Origin of the sequence: Dysgonomonas sp. Marseille-P4677, from assembly GCF_016652235.1 — a bacterium.
Classification (GTDB): Bacteria; Bacteroidota; Bacteroidia; order Bacteroidales; family Dysgonomonadaceae; genus Dysgonomonas.
This window is the reverse complement of record NZ_JAEPKU010000076.1, coordinates 1-20,314: the sequence shown is the minus strand read 5'-3', so window position 1 is coordinate 20,314 and position 20,314 is coordinate 1. Positions and strand designations below refer to the sequence as shown.

10 protein-coding genes are annotated in these 20,314 nt (G+C 36.3%); all 10 read left to right on the top strand.

From position 1 onward, the window contains the following. Nucleotides 1-126 precede the first annotated feature (126 nt). Entirely contained in the window at nucleotides 127-1,512 is a 1,386-nt protein-coding gene (locus JGH11_RS12945; RefSeq protein WP_201112435.1) for a sugar porter family MFS transporter, read from the top strand. A 35-nt stretch (nucleotides 1,513-1,547) separates the two neighbouring features. Beyond that, nucleotides 1,548-4,871, top strand: coding sequence for a DUF5107 domain-containing protein (locus JGH11_RS12940; RefSeq protein ID WP_201112433.1), 3,324 nt, complete (start codon nucleotides 1,548-1,550; stop codon nucleotides 4,869-4,871). A 77-nt stretch (nucleotides 4,872-4,948) separates the two neighbouring features. After that, nucleotides 4,949-7,747 carry a sugar-binding domain-containing protein gene (locus JGH11_RS12935; RefSeq protein WP_201112431.1) on the top strand — a complete coding sequence of 933 codons (2,799 nt, stop codon included), beginning with the start codon at nucleotides 4,949-4,951 and terminating at the stop codon, nucleotides 7,745-7,747. 33 nt (nucleotides 7,748-7,780) lie between these two features. Next, the gene (locus JGH11_RS12930; protein WP_201112429.1) at nucleotides 7,781-9,121 is read left to right on the top strand and encodes a hypothetical protein; all 1,341 of its coding nucleotides are present in this window, start codon (nucleotides 7,781-7,783) and stop codon (nucleotides 9,119-9,121) included. 23 nt (nucleotides 9,122-9,144) lie between these two features. After that, nucleotides 9,145-12,156, top strand: coding sequence for a TonB-dependent receptor (locus JGH11_RS12925; RefSeq protein ID WP_201112427.1), 3,012 nt, complete (start codon nucleotides 9,145-9,147; stop codon nucleotides 12,154-12,156). A gap of 20 nt (nucleotides 12,157-12,176) precedes the next feature. Further along, a complete protein-coding gene (locus tag JGH11_RS12920; RefSeq protein ID WP_201112425.1) occupies nucleotides 12,177-13,787 on the top strand; it encodes a RagB/SusD family nutrient uptake outer membrane protein in 1,611 nt (536 codons plus the stop codon). A 2-nt stretch (nucleotides 13,788-13,789) separates the two neighbouring features. After that, the gene (locus tag JGH11_RS12915; RefSeq protein ID WP_201112423.1) at nucleotides 13,790-15,424 is read left to right on the top strand and encodes a glycoside hydrolase; all 1,635 of its coding nucleotides are present in this window, start codon (nucleotides 13,790-13,792) and stop codon (nucleotides 15,422-15,424) included. Between the two features lie 222 nt (nucleotides 15,425-15,646). Further along, complete coding sequence (locus tag JGH11_RS12910) at nucleotides 15,647-17,425, top strand: glycoside hydrolase family 88 protein (protein WP_201112421.1); 1,779 nt, start codon at nucleotides 15,647-15,649, stop codon at nucleotides 17,423-17,425. A 138-nt stretch (nucleotides 17,426-17,563) separates the two neighbouring features. Then, the gene (locus JGH11_RS12905; RefSeq protein WP_201112419.1) at nucleotides 17,564-17,923 is read left to right on the top strand and encodes a hypothetical protein; all 360 of its coding nucleotides are present in this window, start codon (nucleotides 17,564-17,566) and stop codon (nucleotides 17,921-17,923) included. Between the two features lie 88 nt (nucleotides 17,924-18,011). Beyond that, the gene (locus JGH11_RS12900; RefSeq protein WP_201112417.1) at nucleotides 18,012-19,931 is read left to right on the top strand and encodes a heparinase II/III family protein; all 1,920 of its coding nucleotides are present in this window, start codon (nucleotides 18,012-18,014) and stop codon (nucleotides 19,929-19,931) included. Nucleotides 19,932-20,314: the final 383 nt, after the last annotated feature.

Below are 20,314 nucleotides of genomic sequence, written 5' to 3'. Positions count from 1 at the left end.
ATTCAATATATTATACATTTTTTGTATTTGTTATTACTCTAATTTTGAGAATAAATAATATATACATAAAATATACTGATGAAAAGATTAAATATATCAATCCATTGAAAAATACTTTTTAATACTATGACAACTATCAAAAAACACTCAAGCTCTTATTTGCTACTTATTACTTTTGTTTCGGCCATGGGAGGCCTTCTTTTTGGTTACGACTGGGTAGTCATTGGAGGTGCCAAACCTTTCTATGAAGTATTTTTCGATATAACTGAATCCCCGTCGATGCAAGGATGGGTAATGGGTAGTGCCATACTTGGCTGTTTGCTGGGAGTCATGGTATCAGGGAGTATGGCAGATCGTTACGGTAGAAAACCTTTAATGATAATTGCTTCTCTTGTATTTATAGTTGCGGCTATAGGTACCGGTATCTGTGATAATCTTATATGGTTTATCATCTATCGGGTTTTGGGAGGAATTGGGATTGGTATAGCATCTAATCTATCGCCGATGTATATAGCTGAAGTATCTCCTGCTAATGTTAGGGGCAAATTTGTCTCTATCAATCAACTTACTATTGTTATTGGCATACTTTCCGCACAGATTGTTAACTGGCTCATAGCTGATCCCGTTGTACCGGGAGAAGCTATTCTCAATTCGTGGAACGGACAAATGGGATGGCGCTGGATGTTTTGGGCTGGAGGAGTTCCGGCTGTATTTTTCTTTATATTAATATTTGCTGTACCTGAAAGTCCAAGATGGCTTTATACACAAATGCAAGTAGAAAAATCTCAATCTATATTGGAACGAATAGGTGGCAATGAATATGCAAAACTTGAAATAAAGTCTATGCAGGTAATTGCACAGGATGTGAAAGAGAAAGTTAATTTTAGTCTGTTGTTTAAGGGTAGAATGCCTAAAATACTATTAATAGGTATTGTCATAGCAGCTTTTCAGCAGTGGTGTGGAATAAATGTAATATTTAATTATGCGCAGGAAATATTCTCTGCTGCAGGCTATGGAGTATCTGATATTTTGTTCAATATAGTTATTACGGGTGTCACCAATGTAATATTTACCATTATAGGCATGTATACAGTTGATAAGCTAGGACGTAGGTCTCTACTTATCTTCGGTGCAATTGGCTTAGCGTGTATTTATGCTATGCTTGGAGCATGCTATTATTTTGAAGTGTCAGGTATTGCAGTACTTGCGCTTGTACTACTTGCCATAGGATGTTATGCTATGACTTTAGCTCCAATTACTTGGGTGGTAATATCTGAAATATTCCCTACCCGTATTAGAGGAATGGCAATGGCTGTTTCGACATTCTCTTTATGGACTGCATGTTTTGTCCTTACTTACACATTCCCTTTATTGAATAGCGGATTGGGCGCATACGGAACATTCTGGCTGTATGGTATTATTTGCCTGCTTGGATTTTTATTTATTAAGAAGAATCTGCCCGAAACGAAGGGGAAATCATTGGAAGAAATTGAAAAAGAGCTCACCAAATAATTGTACTACGTTTAATTAAAAAAGCGAAAAGCGTAATGGAAAAGATAACCAATTACCTAATTCAATCTACTGTAAACGAAAAAAATGTAGTTCGGGCATGGGAAGAAAATATCATGCTACCTACATACGAAATAGGAGAGGAAGAAAAGAACCCTATATTTCTTGAAAAACGTGTTTATCAGGGAAGTTCTGGGGTTGTATATCCTTATCCGGTAGTAGAAAAGGTATCGGATGAAAAGAAGGATAAACAATACAAAGCCTTGTTTATAGAGAATGAATACATCAAAGTGATGATCCTTCCCGAGCTGGGTGGACGTATACAAATGGCATACGACAAAGTAAAACAGCGTCACTTTGTTTATTATAATCAAGTTATAAAGCCGGCACTTGTAGGACTTACGGGGCCTTGGATTTCGGGAGGAATAGAATTTAATTGGCCTCAACATCATCGTCCGAGTACATTTCTACCTACAGATTATTGTATTGAGGAAAATGCAGACGGCAGTGTTACAGTATGGTGCAACGAGGTAGAACGTATGTTTCGGACAAAGGGAATGCAAGGATTTACTCTCCATCCTGGTAAAGCATACATTGAAATAAAAGTAAAAGTGTATAACCGCACTGTTTTTCCTCAAACATTCCTTTGGTGGGCAAATCCGGCCGTAGTGGTAAACGATGGTTATAAATCAGTATTTCCACCTGATGTACATGCTGTATTCGATCATGGCAAACGTGACGTGTCTAATTTTCCCATTGCAACAGGGGTTTATTACAAACAGGATTATTCGGCAGGGGTAGATATTTCGAAATATAAGAATATTCCTGTTCCTACATCTTATATGGCAATCGAGTCTAAGTTCGATTTTGTAGGAGGATATGAAGATAATGCAGGAGGAGGGTTGCTGCATGTGGCTAATCATTATATATCTCCTGGTAAAAAACAATGGACATGGGGAAATGGTGACTTTGGTATAGCATGGGATCGGAACCTGACAGATGAAGATGGTCCGTATATAGAACTGATGACAGGTGTTTATACTGATAATCAGCCTGACTTTACTTGGCTACAACCGAATGAAGAAAAATCATGGGTGCAATACTTTATGCCCTATGCAGAAGTTGGTTATGTGAAAAATGCCAATAAAGATGCAATTGTAAATGTAGAGGTTAAAGATGGTCAAGCGGAAATCATTCTGTATACAACCTCTGAATTTAAGAATTTACATCTTATTTTGAGAGATACAGCAGATCAGAACTTTGTTGATGATTATATAAATACTTCTCCTTCGAACCCTTATGTAAAAAAAGTAGCAGTAGGAGATACTCTTCCTGAAGATTTGATATTTGAATTATACACATCTGATGGTAAAGAATTACTGTCATATCAGGCGGACAAGCCCGAAATCAAGCCTACTCCCGATCCTGCAAAAGCAGCAAAAGCCCCTAAGGATATTGCATCTATGGAACAGCTTTATCTTACTGCTTTGCATCTTGAGCAATACCGTCATGCGACATACAACCCTATCGATTATTATATGGAAGCTTTGAGTCGTGAACCGGGAGATATTCGCTGTAATAATGCAATGGGATTATTACTGATGCGTAGAGGGCAATTTGCAAAAGCAGAATCTTTCTTCCGCAAGGCAATAGAAACTCAAATCGAACGTAATCCTAATCCATACGATGGAGAACCTCACTACAATTTGGGCTGGTGCCTGAAAATGCAAGGTCGCAATGAAGAAGCTTATGCTGCCTTTTTCAAATCTACATGGAATGCCGCTTGGCAAGACTGCGGATATTATGCATTGGCTCAGATAGATGCAGATCGAGGTTTATGGATAGATGCATTGGATAGAATAGATAGGAGTCTTATCCGTAACTGGCACAATCATAAGGCACGTCAATTAAAAGCTTCTATTCTGAGAAAATTGGGGAGAAAAGATGAGGCTTTAAGTCTTATTGAAGAATCGCTGAAAATTGATAAATTTAATATGGGGTGTCGTTTCGAAAAATTCCTTCTTACAAGTGACACAAACAATTTAAATGGACTAAAAGTTCTGATGCGTGGATCTACTCATTCATACCTTGAGTATGCTCTAGATTTTGCGAATGCAGGTTTGTATCAGGAGGCTGAACAATTGTTATCTTATAGTATTGTAACTGAAGGTAATGTTTATCCGATGGTATACTATTCATTGGGTTATTTTGCCTCTCAATCGGGTAATATCGGCAAAGCGAAAGAATATTATATTAAAGCGTCCAAAGTATCTCCTGAAAAGTGTTTCCCTAATCGCATCGAAGAAGTTAATATTTTACAGGATGCAATGAAGTTAAACCCGGATGACTCCTTTGCACCATATTACCTGGGCAATTTCTGGTATGCATTTCGTCAGTACGATGAAGCAATAGCATGTTGGGAAAAATCCATACAGTTAAATGACAAATATCCTACTGCTTTAAGAAATCTTGCGTTAGCATATTATAATAAGCGTAATGCAAAAAATGAAGCCCTAGAATTGTTGGAAAAAGCTTTCGATTTAGATAGGAGTGATTCACGTATATTAATGGAATTAGATCAATTATATAAGAAACTTGGTAGATCGCATGCGGAACGTCTAGCATTTCTTGAAAAATACTTATATCTGGTAGAGCAACGTGATGATTTATGTATAGAGCGTATTACGCTGTATAACCAATTAGGCAAATATGATACGGCGATGAAACTTATATCTGCGCGTAAATTCCATCCATGGGAAGGAGGTGAAGGCAAAATTACAAAACAATATGTATTATGTCGTTTAGAACTCGCCAAACAGGCTATTGTAAATAAGAAATACGAAGACGCATTAAAGCTATTGCATGAGACAGATATTTATCCTCATAATCTGGGAGAAGGGAAGTTAGCCAATGCTGAGGAAAATGAAATATTTTATTATAAAGGACTAGCGTATGAGGGATTAGGAAATAAAGAATTGGCTAGAGAAAACTTTATAAAAGCCACAATAGGTGTTTCTGAACCGCAACAGGCGCTTTATTACAATGATCAGCAGCCCGATAAGATATTCTATCAGGGTCTTGCCTGGCGTGCACTTGGCGAAGAAGATAAAGCTCATAGCAGATTTAACAAACTAATAAACCATGGGGAGAAACATTTATTTGACAATTGTAGGATAGATTATTTTGCAGTATCCTTACCTGAACTCGCTATATGGGATGATGACCTGAATATCCGAAACAAAATACATTGCTATTATGTCATGGCATTGGGATATAGTGGTTTAGGAGAAGAAGAAACTTCAGAAAAATATTATGCAAAAGTCAAAGAGTTGGATATAAATAAGCAAGTGTTTCGTAAATAAACGATAATTCATTTAAGTTATTCACCATAAGGGTATACTTCTATATCCTTATGGAACTTATAAACATAATTGAAAAAATGAAAAAAACTTATCTACTTCTGTTATTATTGCTTCTGATGGTTTCTTGTCAGCAGAATAAAAGGAATACTATTGATATTTCGGGAGAATGGACAGTGAAATTGGATAGTGCAGATATAGGATTGTCTCAAAATTGGAATAATATTCCTTTTGAAGATAAAATTATTCTTCCGGGAACTACTGACGATGCGGGCTTGGGAATACCTGATACTCTCAGTCTGGCTTTAAAAGAGCCCCAGTTAACACATCTTACACGTAAACATAGTTACCTCGGAACAGCTTGGTATTCGCGTGAAATAAAAGTGCCATCCGATATGGATGGAAAGGACTTTATTCTCAAACTAGAACGTGTAATCTGGAAAACTGAAGCATGGATTGACGGTAAGAAAATTCCTATAGAAAATAATAGCCTCATAGCTCCTCATTATTTTGACTTGACGGAATATATCAAACCAGGAACAACACAACGTCTGACTTTAAAAATAGATAACCGTAAATTATATGATATCAGTGTCAGAGATTTAGCCCATGCTTATACAAATCATACTCAGATTATCTGGAATGGTGTTATAGGTAAAATGCAGATAGAAGCAGTCGAGCCGACAAGAATAGAACAATTGAGCGTTACACCTGATATAGATACAAAGAAAGTATATGTCAAAGTTACTATCAGTAATAAGGATAAAAAATATTCCGGAAAAGGAGAAATTTCTTTATCGGCGATCTCAAAGAAAACAGGGAAATTATATCCAACCCTGACAACACCCATTGATATTGCAGATGAGAATATGGCCTTCGATTTTGAATATAATATTGAGGATGATATGGTGTTCTGGAATGAATTCACTCCCGAGTTATATCAATTGAAGGCCGAACTCAGAACAGGAGATTCTAGATCAGAAAAACTAACGGATTTTGGCCTGCGTAAACTTTCGAAGGAAGGTTCTGTATTAACTATCAACAATCAGCCAATGTTTCTTAGAGGTACATTGGAATGTAATATATTCCCTCTCACAGGTTATCCCCCTATGGACAAAGATGGATGGACAAAGGTTATAGGAACAGCCAAGGAATGGGGATTAAATCACCTGAGATTTCACTCATGGTGTCCGCCTGAGGCGGCATTTGAAGTCGCAGACGAAATGGGCTTTTATCTTCAGGTAGAATTGCCTGTATGGACACTAACTATTGGCAAAGAACAGTCGACAACAGATTTTTTGTATGCCGAAGCCCAACGCATGATAGACGAATATGGGAATCATCCGTCGTTTTGTTTCTGGAGTCTTGGTAATGAGTTGCAGGGAGATATGTCTGTATTATCAACCCTTCTGGATCATCTCAAAAATAAAGACAAGAGGCATCTCTATACAACAACATCGTTCACGTTTGAAAAAGGGCATGGGGATTGGCCTGAACCAAATGATGATTTCTTCATTACACAATGGACTAAAAAAGGGTGGGTTAGAGGACAAGGAGTATTTAATAGCGAATACCCAACATTCAATAAAGATTATTCATCGGCTGTAGAAGGCATGACCGTTCCTCTCATTACACACGAAATAGGACAATATGCTGTTTATCCCAATCTGGCAGAAATACCTAAATATACAGGAGTTTTAGATCCTGTCAATTTTAAGTCGATTAAGTCTGATTTAGAAAAGAAAGGATTATTGGATAAAGCAGCAACTTTTACAGAAGCTTCAGGAAAATTAGCAGCAGTACTTTATAAAGAAGAGATTGAACGTGCTCTTAAAACAGCTGGAATAAGTGGATTTCAACTATTAGATTTACATGATTTTCCAGGACAGGGAACAGCTTTAGTCGGTCTGATTGATGCGTTTTGGGATAGTAAAGGTGTTATTGATGCAAAGAGTTTTAGTCAATTTTGTGCGCCTTTAGTACCATTACTCCGTTTTCAGAAGGCTACTTATACAAATAACGAAAAGTTTGAAGCGCAAATAGATGTGAGTAATTATCTGGATAAGCCTTTCAAAACGCAATCTATCGAATGGTCAATATCAGACTTACAAGGGAAGGCAATCGCAAGAGGCGACCTTCAATCAGATTTAAAACAGGGTTATAATAGTAATCTGGGCAAAATAGAAGTAGAATTATCAGATATAAGTAAAGCTGAAAAATTGACAGTAAACGTTTCTTTAAAAGATAATATATATAAAAACAATTGGGATATATGGGTATATCCAAAAGAGACTACTATCGACAAGGAATCTGTTATAATCACTCGTAATATTAATGAGGCGTTTAGTTTGTTGAAAAAAGGTAATAAAGTCCTGCTCAATCCTGATTGGAAGCAAATAAATGGGCTTGAAGGTAAGTTTGTTCCGGTTTTTTGGAGTCCGGTGCATTTCCCGAAACAAGCAGGTTCAATGGGTATTCTCTGCAATCCGAATCATCCTTCTCTAGATCTGTTTCCAACAGAAATGCATACCAACTGGCAATGGTGGGATCTGAATATAAATTCAACAACATTTATAACAGATAGTATCGATGGAGGTAATGCGATAGTAGAAGTTATTGACAATTTCGCCAACAATCGCAAATTAGCTATGATATATGAAGGCAGTATCGGTAATGGAAAACTGATAATTGCATCCTGTGATTTAACTTCCGATTTAGAAAATAGACCTGTAGCTAAACAAATGCTAATTTCATTATTAAGTTACATGAATAGCAATAAGTTTACTCCTGTTTCCATCAAAAACCCTGATATACTGAAATCAATATTAGCTAGAGATAATATCACAAATACCAAAGCATCTGTGACTAGTATTTACTAAATGATTTAATAATCTAAATAAAACCCTAGAATCATGAAAACACACTATTATTTATTCTTTTTGATTCTATTTTCGTTATTTACAGGCTGCAAGGATGACAATGAAAAATCTTATTCTTATTCTGATGCTCCGGAAATAGTAGTTGAAAGAGATGACTTGTATTCTATACCTAACCGGAGATTCATCATAAAGGCAAAACTTAAGGATGATCTTGGATTGAAATCTTTACAGATTAATATTCCGGAACTTTATCTTGACAAGACTATTAAATTTCGGACAGATTCTTTGCTGAAAGAATATGATCTGGAATATGAATTTTTGGCTCCGGATAATACAGAAAAAACCGATAAGTATAAAGTAGATTTGACACTAATAGATGTATCTGAAAATTCTGTGTCAAAAGTTCTCACTCTTAATCTGGATGGTGACTTTGAAGCTCCTGTTATTAGTAATGTGAAGCCAATTGATGGAAGTGTGGTCTTCGCTGTCGAAGATATGAAACTGAATATATCATTCGGTGTTACAGATGTTACAGGTATAGATTCGGTAATTGTATCGGTAGAAGATTTGAATATTTTGGATAAAGTAAAAGTAGGTGGTTCGAAAACATACACTTTTGATAAAGAATATTCTATTCCTACAGATCTTAAAACCTATAATATCACAATCACTACTCGTGATAACTTTGTGGATCCAAACAGAATTAGTCGCAACATATCTTTCAGTGTGGCAGATGGCCTTACTGCAATGTATCTGGCTGATGTGGCTAAGGATACAGATCTAAAGTCAGATATATTTGGTGTCCCCATGTACTACCATAAAAAGGATGGAAATATATTTACTTTCAAATATTATGCAGATAAGGATAATAAGGAAATATTCTTTTTAGGTCAGGAAACCTCATTCGAACCTCATTGTTTTGGCTTGTCGGATGAAGGAACTCTCGAAAATAGTATTTCAGTCAAACCGATAATATTACCTAAAAAGGGTTATTATGAAATAATCGTTAATCCGGAGGCTTTATTATATACAGTTACACCTTATACTCCGAGTTCTCCGATATACAATCCTGCAAGAATCACAATTTGTGGAAATGGAATGAAAGATGGAGGATGGGATCCAAGTAATACCGACCTATTACTTACAGCTAATCCGGACAATCCATATCAAATAGGACGCTCATTAACTCTTACAGGTTCTGATGTTGCTATGACTATTACATCTCCGGGATGGGCTAGTCCATGGTGGCGACTAGATGCAAATGGAATAGTAATCTTTACAGGAGGAGCAAACTTTTCCTATAAAGGAGCAATCGGTACATATAAGTTTGTCCTCGATAGCGAGCTTGAACGGGCTATTTTAGTGAAGGAGTAATTAATCTTAAACCGAAATAAAAAATGAAAAACATTATTATTACAATAATATTTCTGTCTCTGTCGCATCTTACTATAGCAGGGCAGATAAAGGTACAAGGTGTTGTTACTGACGCTGCAACAGAACCTTTGCCCGGAGTTAGTGTGGTTATAAAAGGTACGCAGAAAGGAACTACTACCGATATTGATGGCAGGTATGAAATTTCTGTATCGGATGAGAAAGCCGAATTAATCTTCTCATATATTACATACAAAAGCCAAACTATAAGAGTAGGGCAGCAGAGAGTAATAGATATAACCCTGGAAGAGGATAATAAGGTACTTGATGAAGTAGTAGTAGTTGGATTTGGAGCTGTAAGAAAAGGAGATCTGACTAGCTCAATTTCATCTGTAAAAGGAAAAGACATACAATCAATGACTGTAGGTAATGTAAATCAAAGTTTGCAGGGAAAAGTTGCAGGAGTCCAAATAGTAGGAGTCGGGAATCCAGGTGGACAGCCTAAAGTTCTCATCAGAGGATTCTCGTCAGTAAGTCTTTCTACCGATCCTTTGTATGTAGTTGATGGAGTTCCATTGAGTGGAGGAATAAATTTCTTGAATCCTAACGAGATAGAGAGCATGGAAGTCCTTAAAGATGCCTCAGCCAGTGCAATCTATGGTAGTCGCGCATCAAATGGAGTCATTATGGTTACAACAAAAAAAGGGAAAAAGGGTGTGATGAATTTTAATTTGGACTTAAGTTATGGAATTCAGGAGATGAAAAACCCTTATAGAATGGCTAATGCCGTTGAATATGCTGAAATATTAAATACCGCCGCAGTTAATGCTGGATTTCCTAAAGAGTTTGAAGATCCGTCTATATATCAGGGAAAAACTACAGATTGGTGGAAAGCCGGCATTAGAGAGTATTCTCCACAAATGAACTTGGGCTTTGGGTTTCAAGGAGGAGATGAAAAAAAAGTATACTCTCTGAGTCTCAACTATTATGAGCAAGATTCTTTCTACCAAAAGGGCGGTTACAAGAGGTTTACTGTTCGAACTAGTAGCGACTATACATTCAATCAAATAGTATCTGCCGGTATCACATTAAATCCGAGATTCGAATCGTGGGGTAATCCGACTAATTGGGCCGATTTTGATCGTATAGATCCTATAACTCCTATTTATAAATCTGCTAATGAATTAACAGGAGAAGAGAATGAGTATAGTATTTATGCGCGTTCACCATCTTATGTTTGGAATCCTGTAGCCACAGTAGCACGCTGGAAACAGAAAAATGAAAGTTATGCCTTGGCTACAACTGCATATTTACAGGTTAAACCAATAAAAGACTTAGTATTGCGCTCTCAATTGGGATTCGAATTAGACTCACGTATATACGATGCTTTTTATCCTGATTTTTCAATAGATCCGGCTCACGAATTTCAAACGAATAATAGGGTAGAACGTAGCCAGCCTATGTATCGCAATTGGAGTTTACAGAATACGATAACTTATATGAAGACATTCGAGAATAGGCATAATCTAACAGCAATGATTGGTAATACACTCGAAGAATGGCATGGGACATCGTTGAAAGGAACAAAAGAAAAATTGCCAAATAATTTAGATGAATTACAGGAACTGGATGCGGGAACATTGAATCCTACAGCTGCAGGAACATCATATACAAATTCCGTGATGTCATATCTGGGACGTATCATGTATAATCTCGATAATAAGTATTATCTGACTGCCACATACCGTAGAGATGGTTCTTCTAAATTTCTGGCAAATAATAAATGGGCATCATTTCCATCAGCTTCGGTGGCTTGGCGTATTTCAGATGAAGATTTTATGGAGAAAACCAGTAATGTTATAAATGATCTTAAACTTAGAGTGGGATGGGGTAAAGTAGGTAATCAGAATCTCCCCTCCAGTGTATATCTGTCTAAACTTGGACAAAGCTACTATGTAATTGGAGGAGAACCTATCAATACGACATATCCTAGTGCTGTGAAAAACGAAGATATAAAATGGGAAACAGTAGAGGATATAAATGCAGGTATAGATTTCAGCCTTTGGAGTGGACGATTCACTGGATCTTTGGAATATTATGTAAAGAATACAAAAGATATGCTTTTCAAAAAAGCATATCCTAATTACTCCGGATTTCCGGACGATGCCAGAATTTGGACAAACATAGGTTCTATGCGTACAAAGGGATTTGAAATAACTTTAGGATACGATAATAAAGTTGGAGATTTTCTCATAGGAGGTAGTTTTACGCTTACAACATTTGATGTAAAGATGAAAGAACTAACAGGTGATAAGGAACCTTTGTATGGCAATAGTGAAAAAACACTTACTGTAGAAGGCGATGAACCCGGATATTTTTATGGATACAAAGCCGATGGTATTTTTCAGAATCAGATAGAGTTGAATCGTCATACCAATGATAAAGGTAAATTCTTACAACCATATGCAAAAGAGGGAGATATACGATTTGTTGATGTGAACGGCGATGGAGTCCTTGATGCAAATGACCGTACGAAAATTGGTTCTCCTTGGGCCGATGCTACACTAGGGTTTAATTTGAATCTCGGATATAAAAATTTCGATTTGCTCGCCAACTTCTATGCTAGCATAGGGAATGACCTTGTAAATCAAAATAAGAATGAGCTTTATAATGTTGTAGGTAAAACAAATGAAGTAGCTGGATTAAGTAATCAAGCATGGCATGGAGAAGGGACATCGAATGATATACCTCGTTTGTCAAAAACAGATGATAATCAGAATTTCTCAAAATTCTCTTCATTTTATATAGAAGATGGTTCTTTCCTACGTCTGAAAAACTTACAACTTGGTTATACCTTCAATAAGATTAAAGGCTTTAGCAAAATACGACTATATATAGCTTCTCAAAACCTGTTTACTCTTACAAAATTTAATGGGGTTGATCCCGAAGTTGGAGGAGATGTACTGGGTTTCGGATTTAGCGGTTGGACTTATCCAGTGCAAAGGTCTTTCCTTGCTGGAATTAATGTTGCATTTTAATAACAAAAAAGAAAGATAATATGAAAAAGATAATTTTATCAATAATAATATCTCTGGGTATTTTTTCTTGCAGCGACTTTATAGAACATGACCAGCGCGGAACCCAGAATTTAGATAATTATTTTGCGACAGCAGAAGAATGTGAATATTTTGTAAATAGCCTATATAGTTCTCTTCTACATTATGACTGGTATCAGTTAATTGCACCTCGTCTGGCAAACGAAACTGCAACCGATGATGCATGGATGGGTAATACCGGGCAGGATGCTTCCGGCTTTCAACCTGCTGCTCAATATCTGATAACTCCTAACAGAATGGGATACCTGAACACATTGTTTAAAATACGTTATGAAAACATTGCAGCGTGTAATATTGGTATTTATGGGATACAGAGTGCACCTATATCTGAAGCTCTGAAGTCTCAATATATAGGAGAGGCATTATTTATGCGGGCATATAATTACTATGATTTGGTAAATAATTTTGGAGGAGTCCCACTTGTCCTTGAAACTCTTACACCCAGCCAAATGGATAAGGAAAGAGAGTCTAAAGAAACTATATATGCCCAGATAGAAAGTGATCTTATCAATGCTGCTGCAAGAGTGAAAACATCTTATGATGCATCTGATAAAGGGAGGGTTACAAAATGGGCATGTTATGGGTTATTAGCACGTGTAAGCTTATTTCAGAATAAGTGGGAAAAAGCTTATCATTATGCAGACACACTTATAACCAATAGTTCACACGCATTGGAGTCGGACTTTATAAATATATGGAATGTAAATAACCCCAACGGGATAGAGTCTATACTGGAAGCGCAGACAAGTAGTGTTTCCGATAAAAGTCTTGGTAATCAAATGTGTACATTTACGGGTGCACGTGGAGAAAAGAAAGAAAATTTTCCGAGTAATAGCCCTGACGATGTGATGGATGGTTGGGGCTGGTGCACCCCTACCAGTGATTTGGAAAATTGCTATATTTCCGAAGGTGATGATATACGCCGTAAAAGTACGATTACTGTATATGGTGAACCTGCCTATGGTGATGAAGTATTAAATCCTACACATATTTTTGATTTGGAACAGAATAAATCCGGGCGTATTATTCGTAAATTCTACATACCTATTGCTACCAGAAGAATATTGGAAGATAAATATGCAAATGCGCCTCTTAATTCTCCTATTCTTCGCTTAGCAGAAGTATATTTGACCAGAGCAGAAGCAGCTTATCACTTAAATAATGTGTCTAAAGCCATGGATGATGTGGATATAATACGCGCACGAGTCAATTTGCCTGCTAAAAAAGGTACAATCAGTGGAAAGGATGTGTTGAGAGCAATATGGAAAGAGCGTCGTATGGAGCTTGCATTCGAGGGCTTGCGCCTATTTGATATTAGGCGTCAAATAGATCCCGATACTAATAAACCTGTAATTGATGGCCTATTTGGTACTAATGGTAGTTTCGTAAAATACAACACCACAAAATCAACAGACCAGTATGAAACTACAAATAAAAAAGAACTACAGGACAAAGGGGTTAATTTCGATCTCAATAAACATATGGTATGGCCTATTCCTCAATCGGAAATAGACAGAAGTAGTGGAAAAATACAACAAAATCCGAATTATTAATTATGAAATTTAAGTTTATGTCATTAGCATTTATATTAGGATTGTCCTTAACTGCAACTATTTCTTGTTCTCAAGTTGAGGTTCCGCCTCCTCCAGAATATTCAGATATAAGAACAATGAAGGTTATTGTAGACCAGGAAATGCAGACAATGGATGGTTTCGGGGCTTCTGATGCTTGGCGTTGTCAGATGGTAGGGAAAAATTGGCCGTTGGAAAAAAGAAATATGATTGCAGATTTCTTATTCAGTAAAGAAGTGGATACAAACGGAAACCCAAAGGGAATAGGCTTGTCTATCTGGAGATTCTATTTAGGAGCAGGGAGTACCGAACAAGGCCCGAATAGTGATATTACGGATGAATGGCGTCGAGGTGAATGCTTCCAAACTCCTGATGGAAATTACGACTGGGAGAAACAAGAAGGTCAGCGTTGGTTTCTACAAGCAGCAAAAAAGAGAGGTGTGGATAAATTACTCGCTTTTACTATTAGTGCACCAGTACATATGACAATCAATGGTAAAGCATTTTCTCCACAGAAGATTAATATGAATATAAAAGAAGGTAAATTACCCGACTATGCAGATTTCTTAGTTGAATGTATCGATAATTTGCAAAAAAAAGAAGGGATAAGATTTGACTATTTGAGCCCTATTAATGAACCTCAATGGGATTGGATGGCAGGAAGCAACGGAAAAGCCTCACAGGAAGGAACACCAGCTACTAATCAGGAAATATTTGAGTTTACATCATTATTATCTGAAAGGTTAAAAAAGAAATCTTTATCAACACAGATAGTCCTCGGTGAAGCCGGAGCAATTAATTATTTGTATGAGAATGTAAATAATGAAACTCGTGACGACCAAATAAACGATTTTTGGAATCCATCCTCTTCTATGTGTATAGCAAGCTTACCTAATGTAATGAATGTCATTACAGGACATAGTTATTTTTCTGTATGGCCCATCAACGATCAAGTACAGAACAGGGAGAAACTGAATGCAAAGGTAAAACAATTCTCAGGGCTGAAATACTGGCAAACAGAATATTGTATACTGGAGCAACCTGGAGAATCTGAAATTCCAGGAGGTGGAGGTGGAAAACGTGATTTAGAAATGAAAACGGCATTATTTGTTGCGCGCATTATCCATAATGATCTGGTAGTAGCTAACGCATCTTCATGGCAGTGGTGGACAGCCCTGACACGTGCTGATTACAAAGATGGTTTAATCTATTTGGATGATGGAAACAGTACAGGATCTCAAAGCCCAGAATATTGTAAAAATGATGGATATGTACGCGATTCTAAGTTAATGTGGGCTTTCGGTAATTTTTCATTTTTTATTCGTCCTGATATGGTGCGTATTCAGGTTGCAGACCAAAATGCGACAACTGCCTCTAGCGATATAATGATATCTGCCTATAAGGATAAACAATCTCAAAAATTGGTAATTGTTGCTATAAATGTGAGTGATACTGAACGAACTTATAAATTGGATATAAATGGGAAAGTGAAGAACAATGAATTGACTCCTTATGTTACATCAGGAAATTCTAATCTGAAAAAAGGAGAGAAGGCAAATTCGGAAAAAATGATTATTCCGGCAAAGTCAGTAGTAACATTCGTGGGCGAATTGCAGTAAAATTTTTATCAAAAATAAAACATTCTCTTATAGTTGAACTAAGTAGGTGCTGCAGCTCTCATGCTGCGGCCCGCTAAGTCAACAAGATTTAATATTAACTCTTTATTGTCTGATATAGGATTTTAGCTTGTTCTCCGATTTTTTTCATGTAAGGATGGCTAAAGGTAGAAACTCTTTATAACATAATTAATTATTCACAAGGAAAGAAGTAAATTGAGTATTATGAATAATAGATTTGTCATACTTATATTATTAATTTTATCCATCGTATCCGTTCAAGGACAGATAGAAGAATCTTCCAATTATCTGAATTCTATTAAGCTAGAACAAAGGAAGAAATGGCCGGAAAACAGAACCATTAATATTGTTTTTCATGGTCATAGTGTACCTAGCGGATATTTTAACACTCCTACAGTAAACTCTTTACATTCTTATCCTTATCTGACTTTAAAGGCCATTAAGAACTGTTATGCAAACGCTGTAATAAATGTAATAACAACAGCTATTGGCGGAGAAAACTCGGAACAGGGTAGCGTGCGTTTTGAAAGAAAAGTGTTAAATCACCTACCAGATGTCTTATTTATTGATTATGCTTTGAATGATAGAAATATAGGGATACAGAGATCGGAAGAGGCATGGCGGAGTATGATTGAAAAGGCAATTGATAAAGGTATTAAGGTTATATTGATGACACCTACTCCCGATCTGTCTGAAGATATAACCGCCAATGAGACTGCACTTCAACGATATAGTAATAAAATTCGTGAACTTGCCAAAGAATATAAGTTAGGTCTTATAGATAGTTATATGGCATTCAAAGAGAAAAAGAAAAATGGGGAAGATTTGAAGGTCTATATGAGCCAGAGCAATCATCCTAATGAAAGAGGGCACGAAGTAGTAAAAGATCTTATACTCGAATATTTCTTTGATGATGCGGAAATGCGAACTTACAAAAAGCTGCAAATAAAAGATAATATGAAGAAAGTTGCCGACTGGCAGTTAATGAATTTCGAGACACAGGTGCGGAAAGGTTCGCAATGGGCAAATTCTCATGCCTACTGGGCCTGGACTAATGCTACTATGTATGTAGGAATGGCAGAGTGGGCAAAACTGTCAGAAGATGAAAAATATTGGAATTTTTTATATAATATAGGAGAGAAGAATAAGTGGAAAACTGGCCCTAGTTACTATTTTGCCGATGATATTTGTATAATACAGCCATATCAGCAATTATATGCCAAATATAAGGAGAAGAAAATGTTAGAACCATCAGTCAAGATTCTAAAAGAAATAATAGATAATCCTAAAACGAGTAGTTTAAATTATTATGCAGAAGGTTCTCATTCGCGTTGGTGCTGGTGTGATGCTTTATTTATGGCTCCTACATCGTTTGCCCGTATTGGTAAGGAAACCGGAGATAGGAGCTATTTTGATTTTTTAGATAAGGAATTCTGGATTACATACGATAGCCTTTATAGCAAAGAAGAAAAATTGTTTTTTCGGGATACCCGTTATAAAACGATGAAAGAAGAGAATGGAGAGAAGGTGTTCTGGGCCAGAGGCAATGGTTGGGTCATAGGGGCTCTAACAATAGTAATAGATAATCTTCCCAATAATTATCCAAGTAAGAATAAATATATAGAACTATATCAAGATATGATGGAACGTATAGCTGGATTACAAGACCAGCAAGGCTTCTGGCATCCGTCTATGCTGGATCCGATCACATATTCGATGCCTGAGATGAGTGCTTCCGGATTCTTTACTTATGGACTAATGTGGGGAATCAATAAAAACTATCTGGATGAAGAAAAATATTTACCTGTTGTAGAAAAGGCTTGGAAGGCTCTTTGTACTTCGATCCATGAAGATGGTAAATTAGGATATGTACAGGCTATAGGAGCCGATCCGCGAAAAGTTAGTTATGATGATACAGAAGTGTATGGGGTAGGAGCTTTTCTTCTTGCCGGAACTGAAATGTATAACTATTTTAATCAATAATGAATGAAATACTCTAGAATCTATTATCTATTATTCATATATTTCTACATGGAATGACTATATCGGTACATGGGGTAAAGAATGATTATATAATAGGATGTATATACTTTTCTCTCAATGATTACTGAACTCATGTAGGTGAGTCGGCCGGCCGTTATAAGGAACGTATACAGGAGCTTACAGACATGTGGTTCGGCGAAAAACCTTCTTAACATATACAAAGGATTGGCTTCACCTGTTTTCTTTGAATTTGTACAACGGGAAACTTCGGGACATGAGGCTGAAGTAAGTATAATAGTCAAAGATAATTTGCCATGTTATGTATTAAGGGGGGATAAATTGGTTTGGAAAACATCTTCAGGAAGAATTAAAAGTGTTGTAATGGACGACTTGAATCCGGGACAAAGGTATTCGATTATAATCAATGAATTAGATTCGGGAGTGAAACCGGAAATCAGATTAATTCGCCCTACTGGATATACAGCTGCTGAATATTAATTTATCTATCTATAAAAAATAAGGAATGGAAAAAGTATCCATATATTTATGAATTTTGTCACTTTTGTCACTTTTTAACAATTCTATTATGAGAATAAGATATATAATAATACTTATTACTTTTAATGTTTGTGTCTATGCCCAAAATGGATATTACTTTTTTGATCAGCAGGATATCGATAATATAAAGCAGTCTTCAACTACAGTTTGGGGGAGATCGATAGTTGACTCTCTAAAACTTGTTGTAGAAAACAGGCGTAAACACTCACTGCGGGTTCCTTTGTTGGAAGGGGGGCATTACCATCATTATTTTTGTCCTAAACATAATGTAATGTTTACATTTGATTGGGATAAGCCTCATGATCATTATTGTAGTTTTTGTGATAAATACTGGAAAGGTAATAATCGTTACGATTGGGCGTGGATAAATATGCTACATGCAGAGAATCTAAAATATCTGACTTCGTGCATGTATCTCCATATAATAACAGAAGAAACTGCTTATGCCCTGTATATACGCGATATGCTTCTTGATTATGCATCAAAATATCCGACATATTTCGAACATAATCCGAATAGGGTGTCGACCACAGTAAATAGTGGACGAATGTTTGGGCAAAGTTTGGATGAAGCTGTTTGGGCAAGTGAAGCATCACGTGCATACCTGATAGCCAAGCCTGTGATGTCTACCGATGAGGTGAAAATGATAGAAGATGGTTATCTGTCTGTTTGTGCAAATATGCTTCTAAAACGGAGAGGTGGAGGAAATTGGCAAGTATGGCATAATAGCGGACTTATGGCCTTAGGTATAGCCTTGGGCTCAGATGAAGTTATCGATACAGCATTAAATGACCTAGAATGTGGTTATTACAAACTGATGGAAAAACATGTGTATGAAGATGGTTGGTGGAACGAAGGTTCACCTATCTATCATTATTATCCTTTAAGAGCGATGTTATTGTCGGCCGAAGCCGTACGTTGCAGAAATATAAACCTGTATGATAAAAAACTATATAATATGCTTGCATCACCTGCTCTGGGCGTATACTCAAATTTATCTTTTCCCGCACATAATGATGGATGGTATGGAGAGTCTTTATTAGCACAAGTTCAGCTATATGAGATTGCTTATTTACGATATAAGGACCCTTTCTTTCTTAATATTCTGAAACAGTCTTATTTATCAGTAAGGAGAGATTCTCAAGAAGCATTGCAAAATTATATAACGATTGAACCTGATAAGAATTCCTTAAGCTTAAGAAGTATTAGTTTCAAGGATGTCGGTTTTTCTGTTTTACGCTCGGGACAGAAATCTGTTGTGATGAAATATGGGCCTCATGGCGGAGGGCATGGACATCCGGATAAGCTTTCTATTTCTATTCATGATGGAAGTAAGGAGCTGATTCCCGATATGGGAACCTCAGCTTATGGTGTTCCTGATTTTGCCGAATGGTATCAAAAATCGCTTTCACACAATACAGTTGTAGTTGATTTTAAAGATCAGAAAAAAGCAACAGGAAAGTTAACGAAATTTATAACAACAGAAAATGGGGGAATAATAGAAGCTGAATGTGATAGTGCCTATGATGGAGTGAAAATGATAAGGAAAATTGAAGTGAATAAGAAATTTGTCACGGATATATTTTCTGCTGTTTCGGAAGAAGAACATTACTATGACTATATACTTATATTAACCGAGAAGCCTGTTTTTGAATATTTTGGACACCCAATACATTTAGGGCAGGAAGATGCATATCGCAAAATATCTAATACCGAGATTCGTAATGGAAATAGATCTATTTCCATTAAAACGAAAAGTTTGGATATTCGGATTCATTCTTTAATCACAGATCAATTTGAAATAATTACAGGCGAAGCTCCGGGTATTCCTCCACGTAATCCTAATATATTACAATCAGAGTTTGAACTGAAACCTTGTTATCCTATTATAATAAGAACGAAGAATAAAATGATGAAAATAAAGGCAGAATTGATATTTCGTATCTGAGGAATCAGCTTAACCAAATTCTGAATCAAACAGAGCCTTGTTAAGGGATCTTTCGAAACTACTGATGTTAAGCTTAAGGATTAATTTGTAACCTATAGTTACTACATTTATAAATTGAACACTATTAAAAGCCCGCTCAATATAGTTGTTGGAGTTTATGATAAATAAACTCTTTCATTTTCATTATACACCTTCTTGTTTGTGTCAAGACATCACGATAAATATCTAAACGTCATCCAGGCATATATTTTCTAGCTACTATTTTAAGATTACTGCTAAACCAATTCTTAAATTCTGACTCTTCTTTTTAATTAAAAAGTAGAATATATAAACATACTTTTAATATATATTTTGCTGAAGACCGTTGCCTCCCAAATTATGGG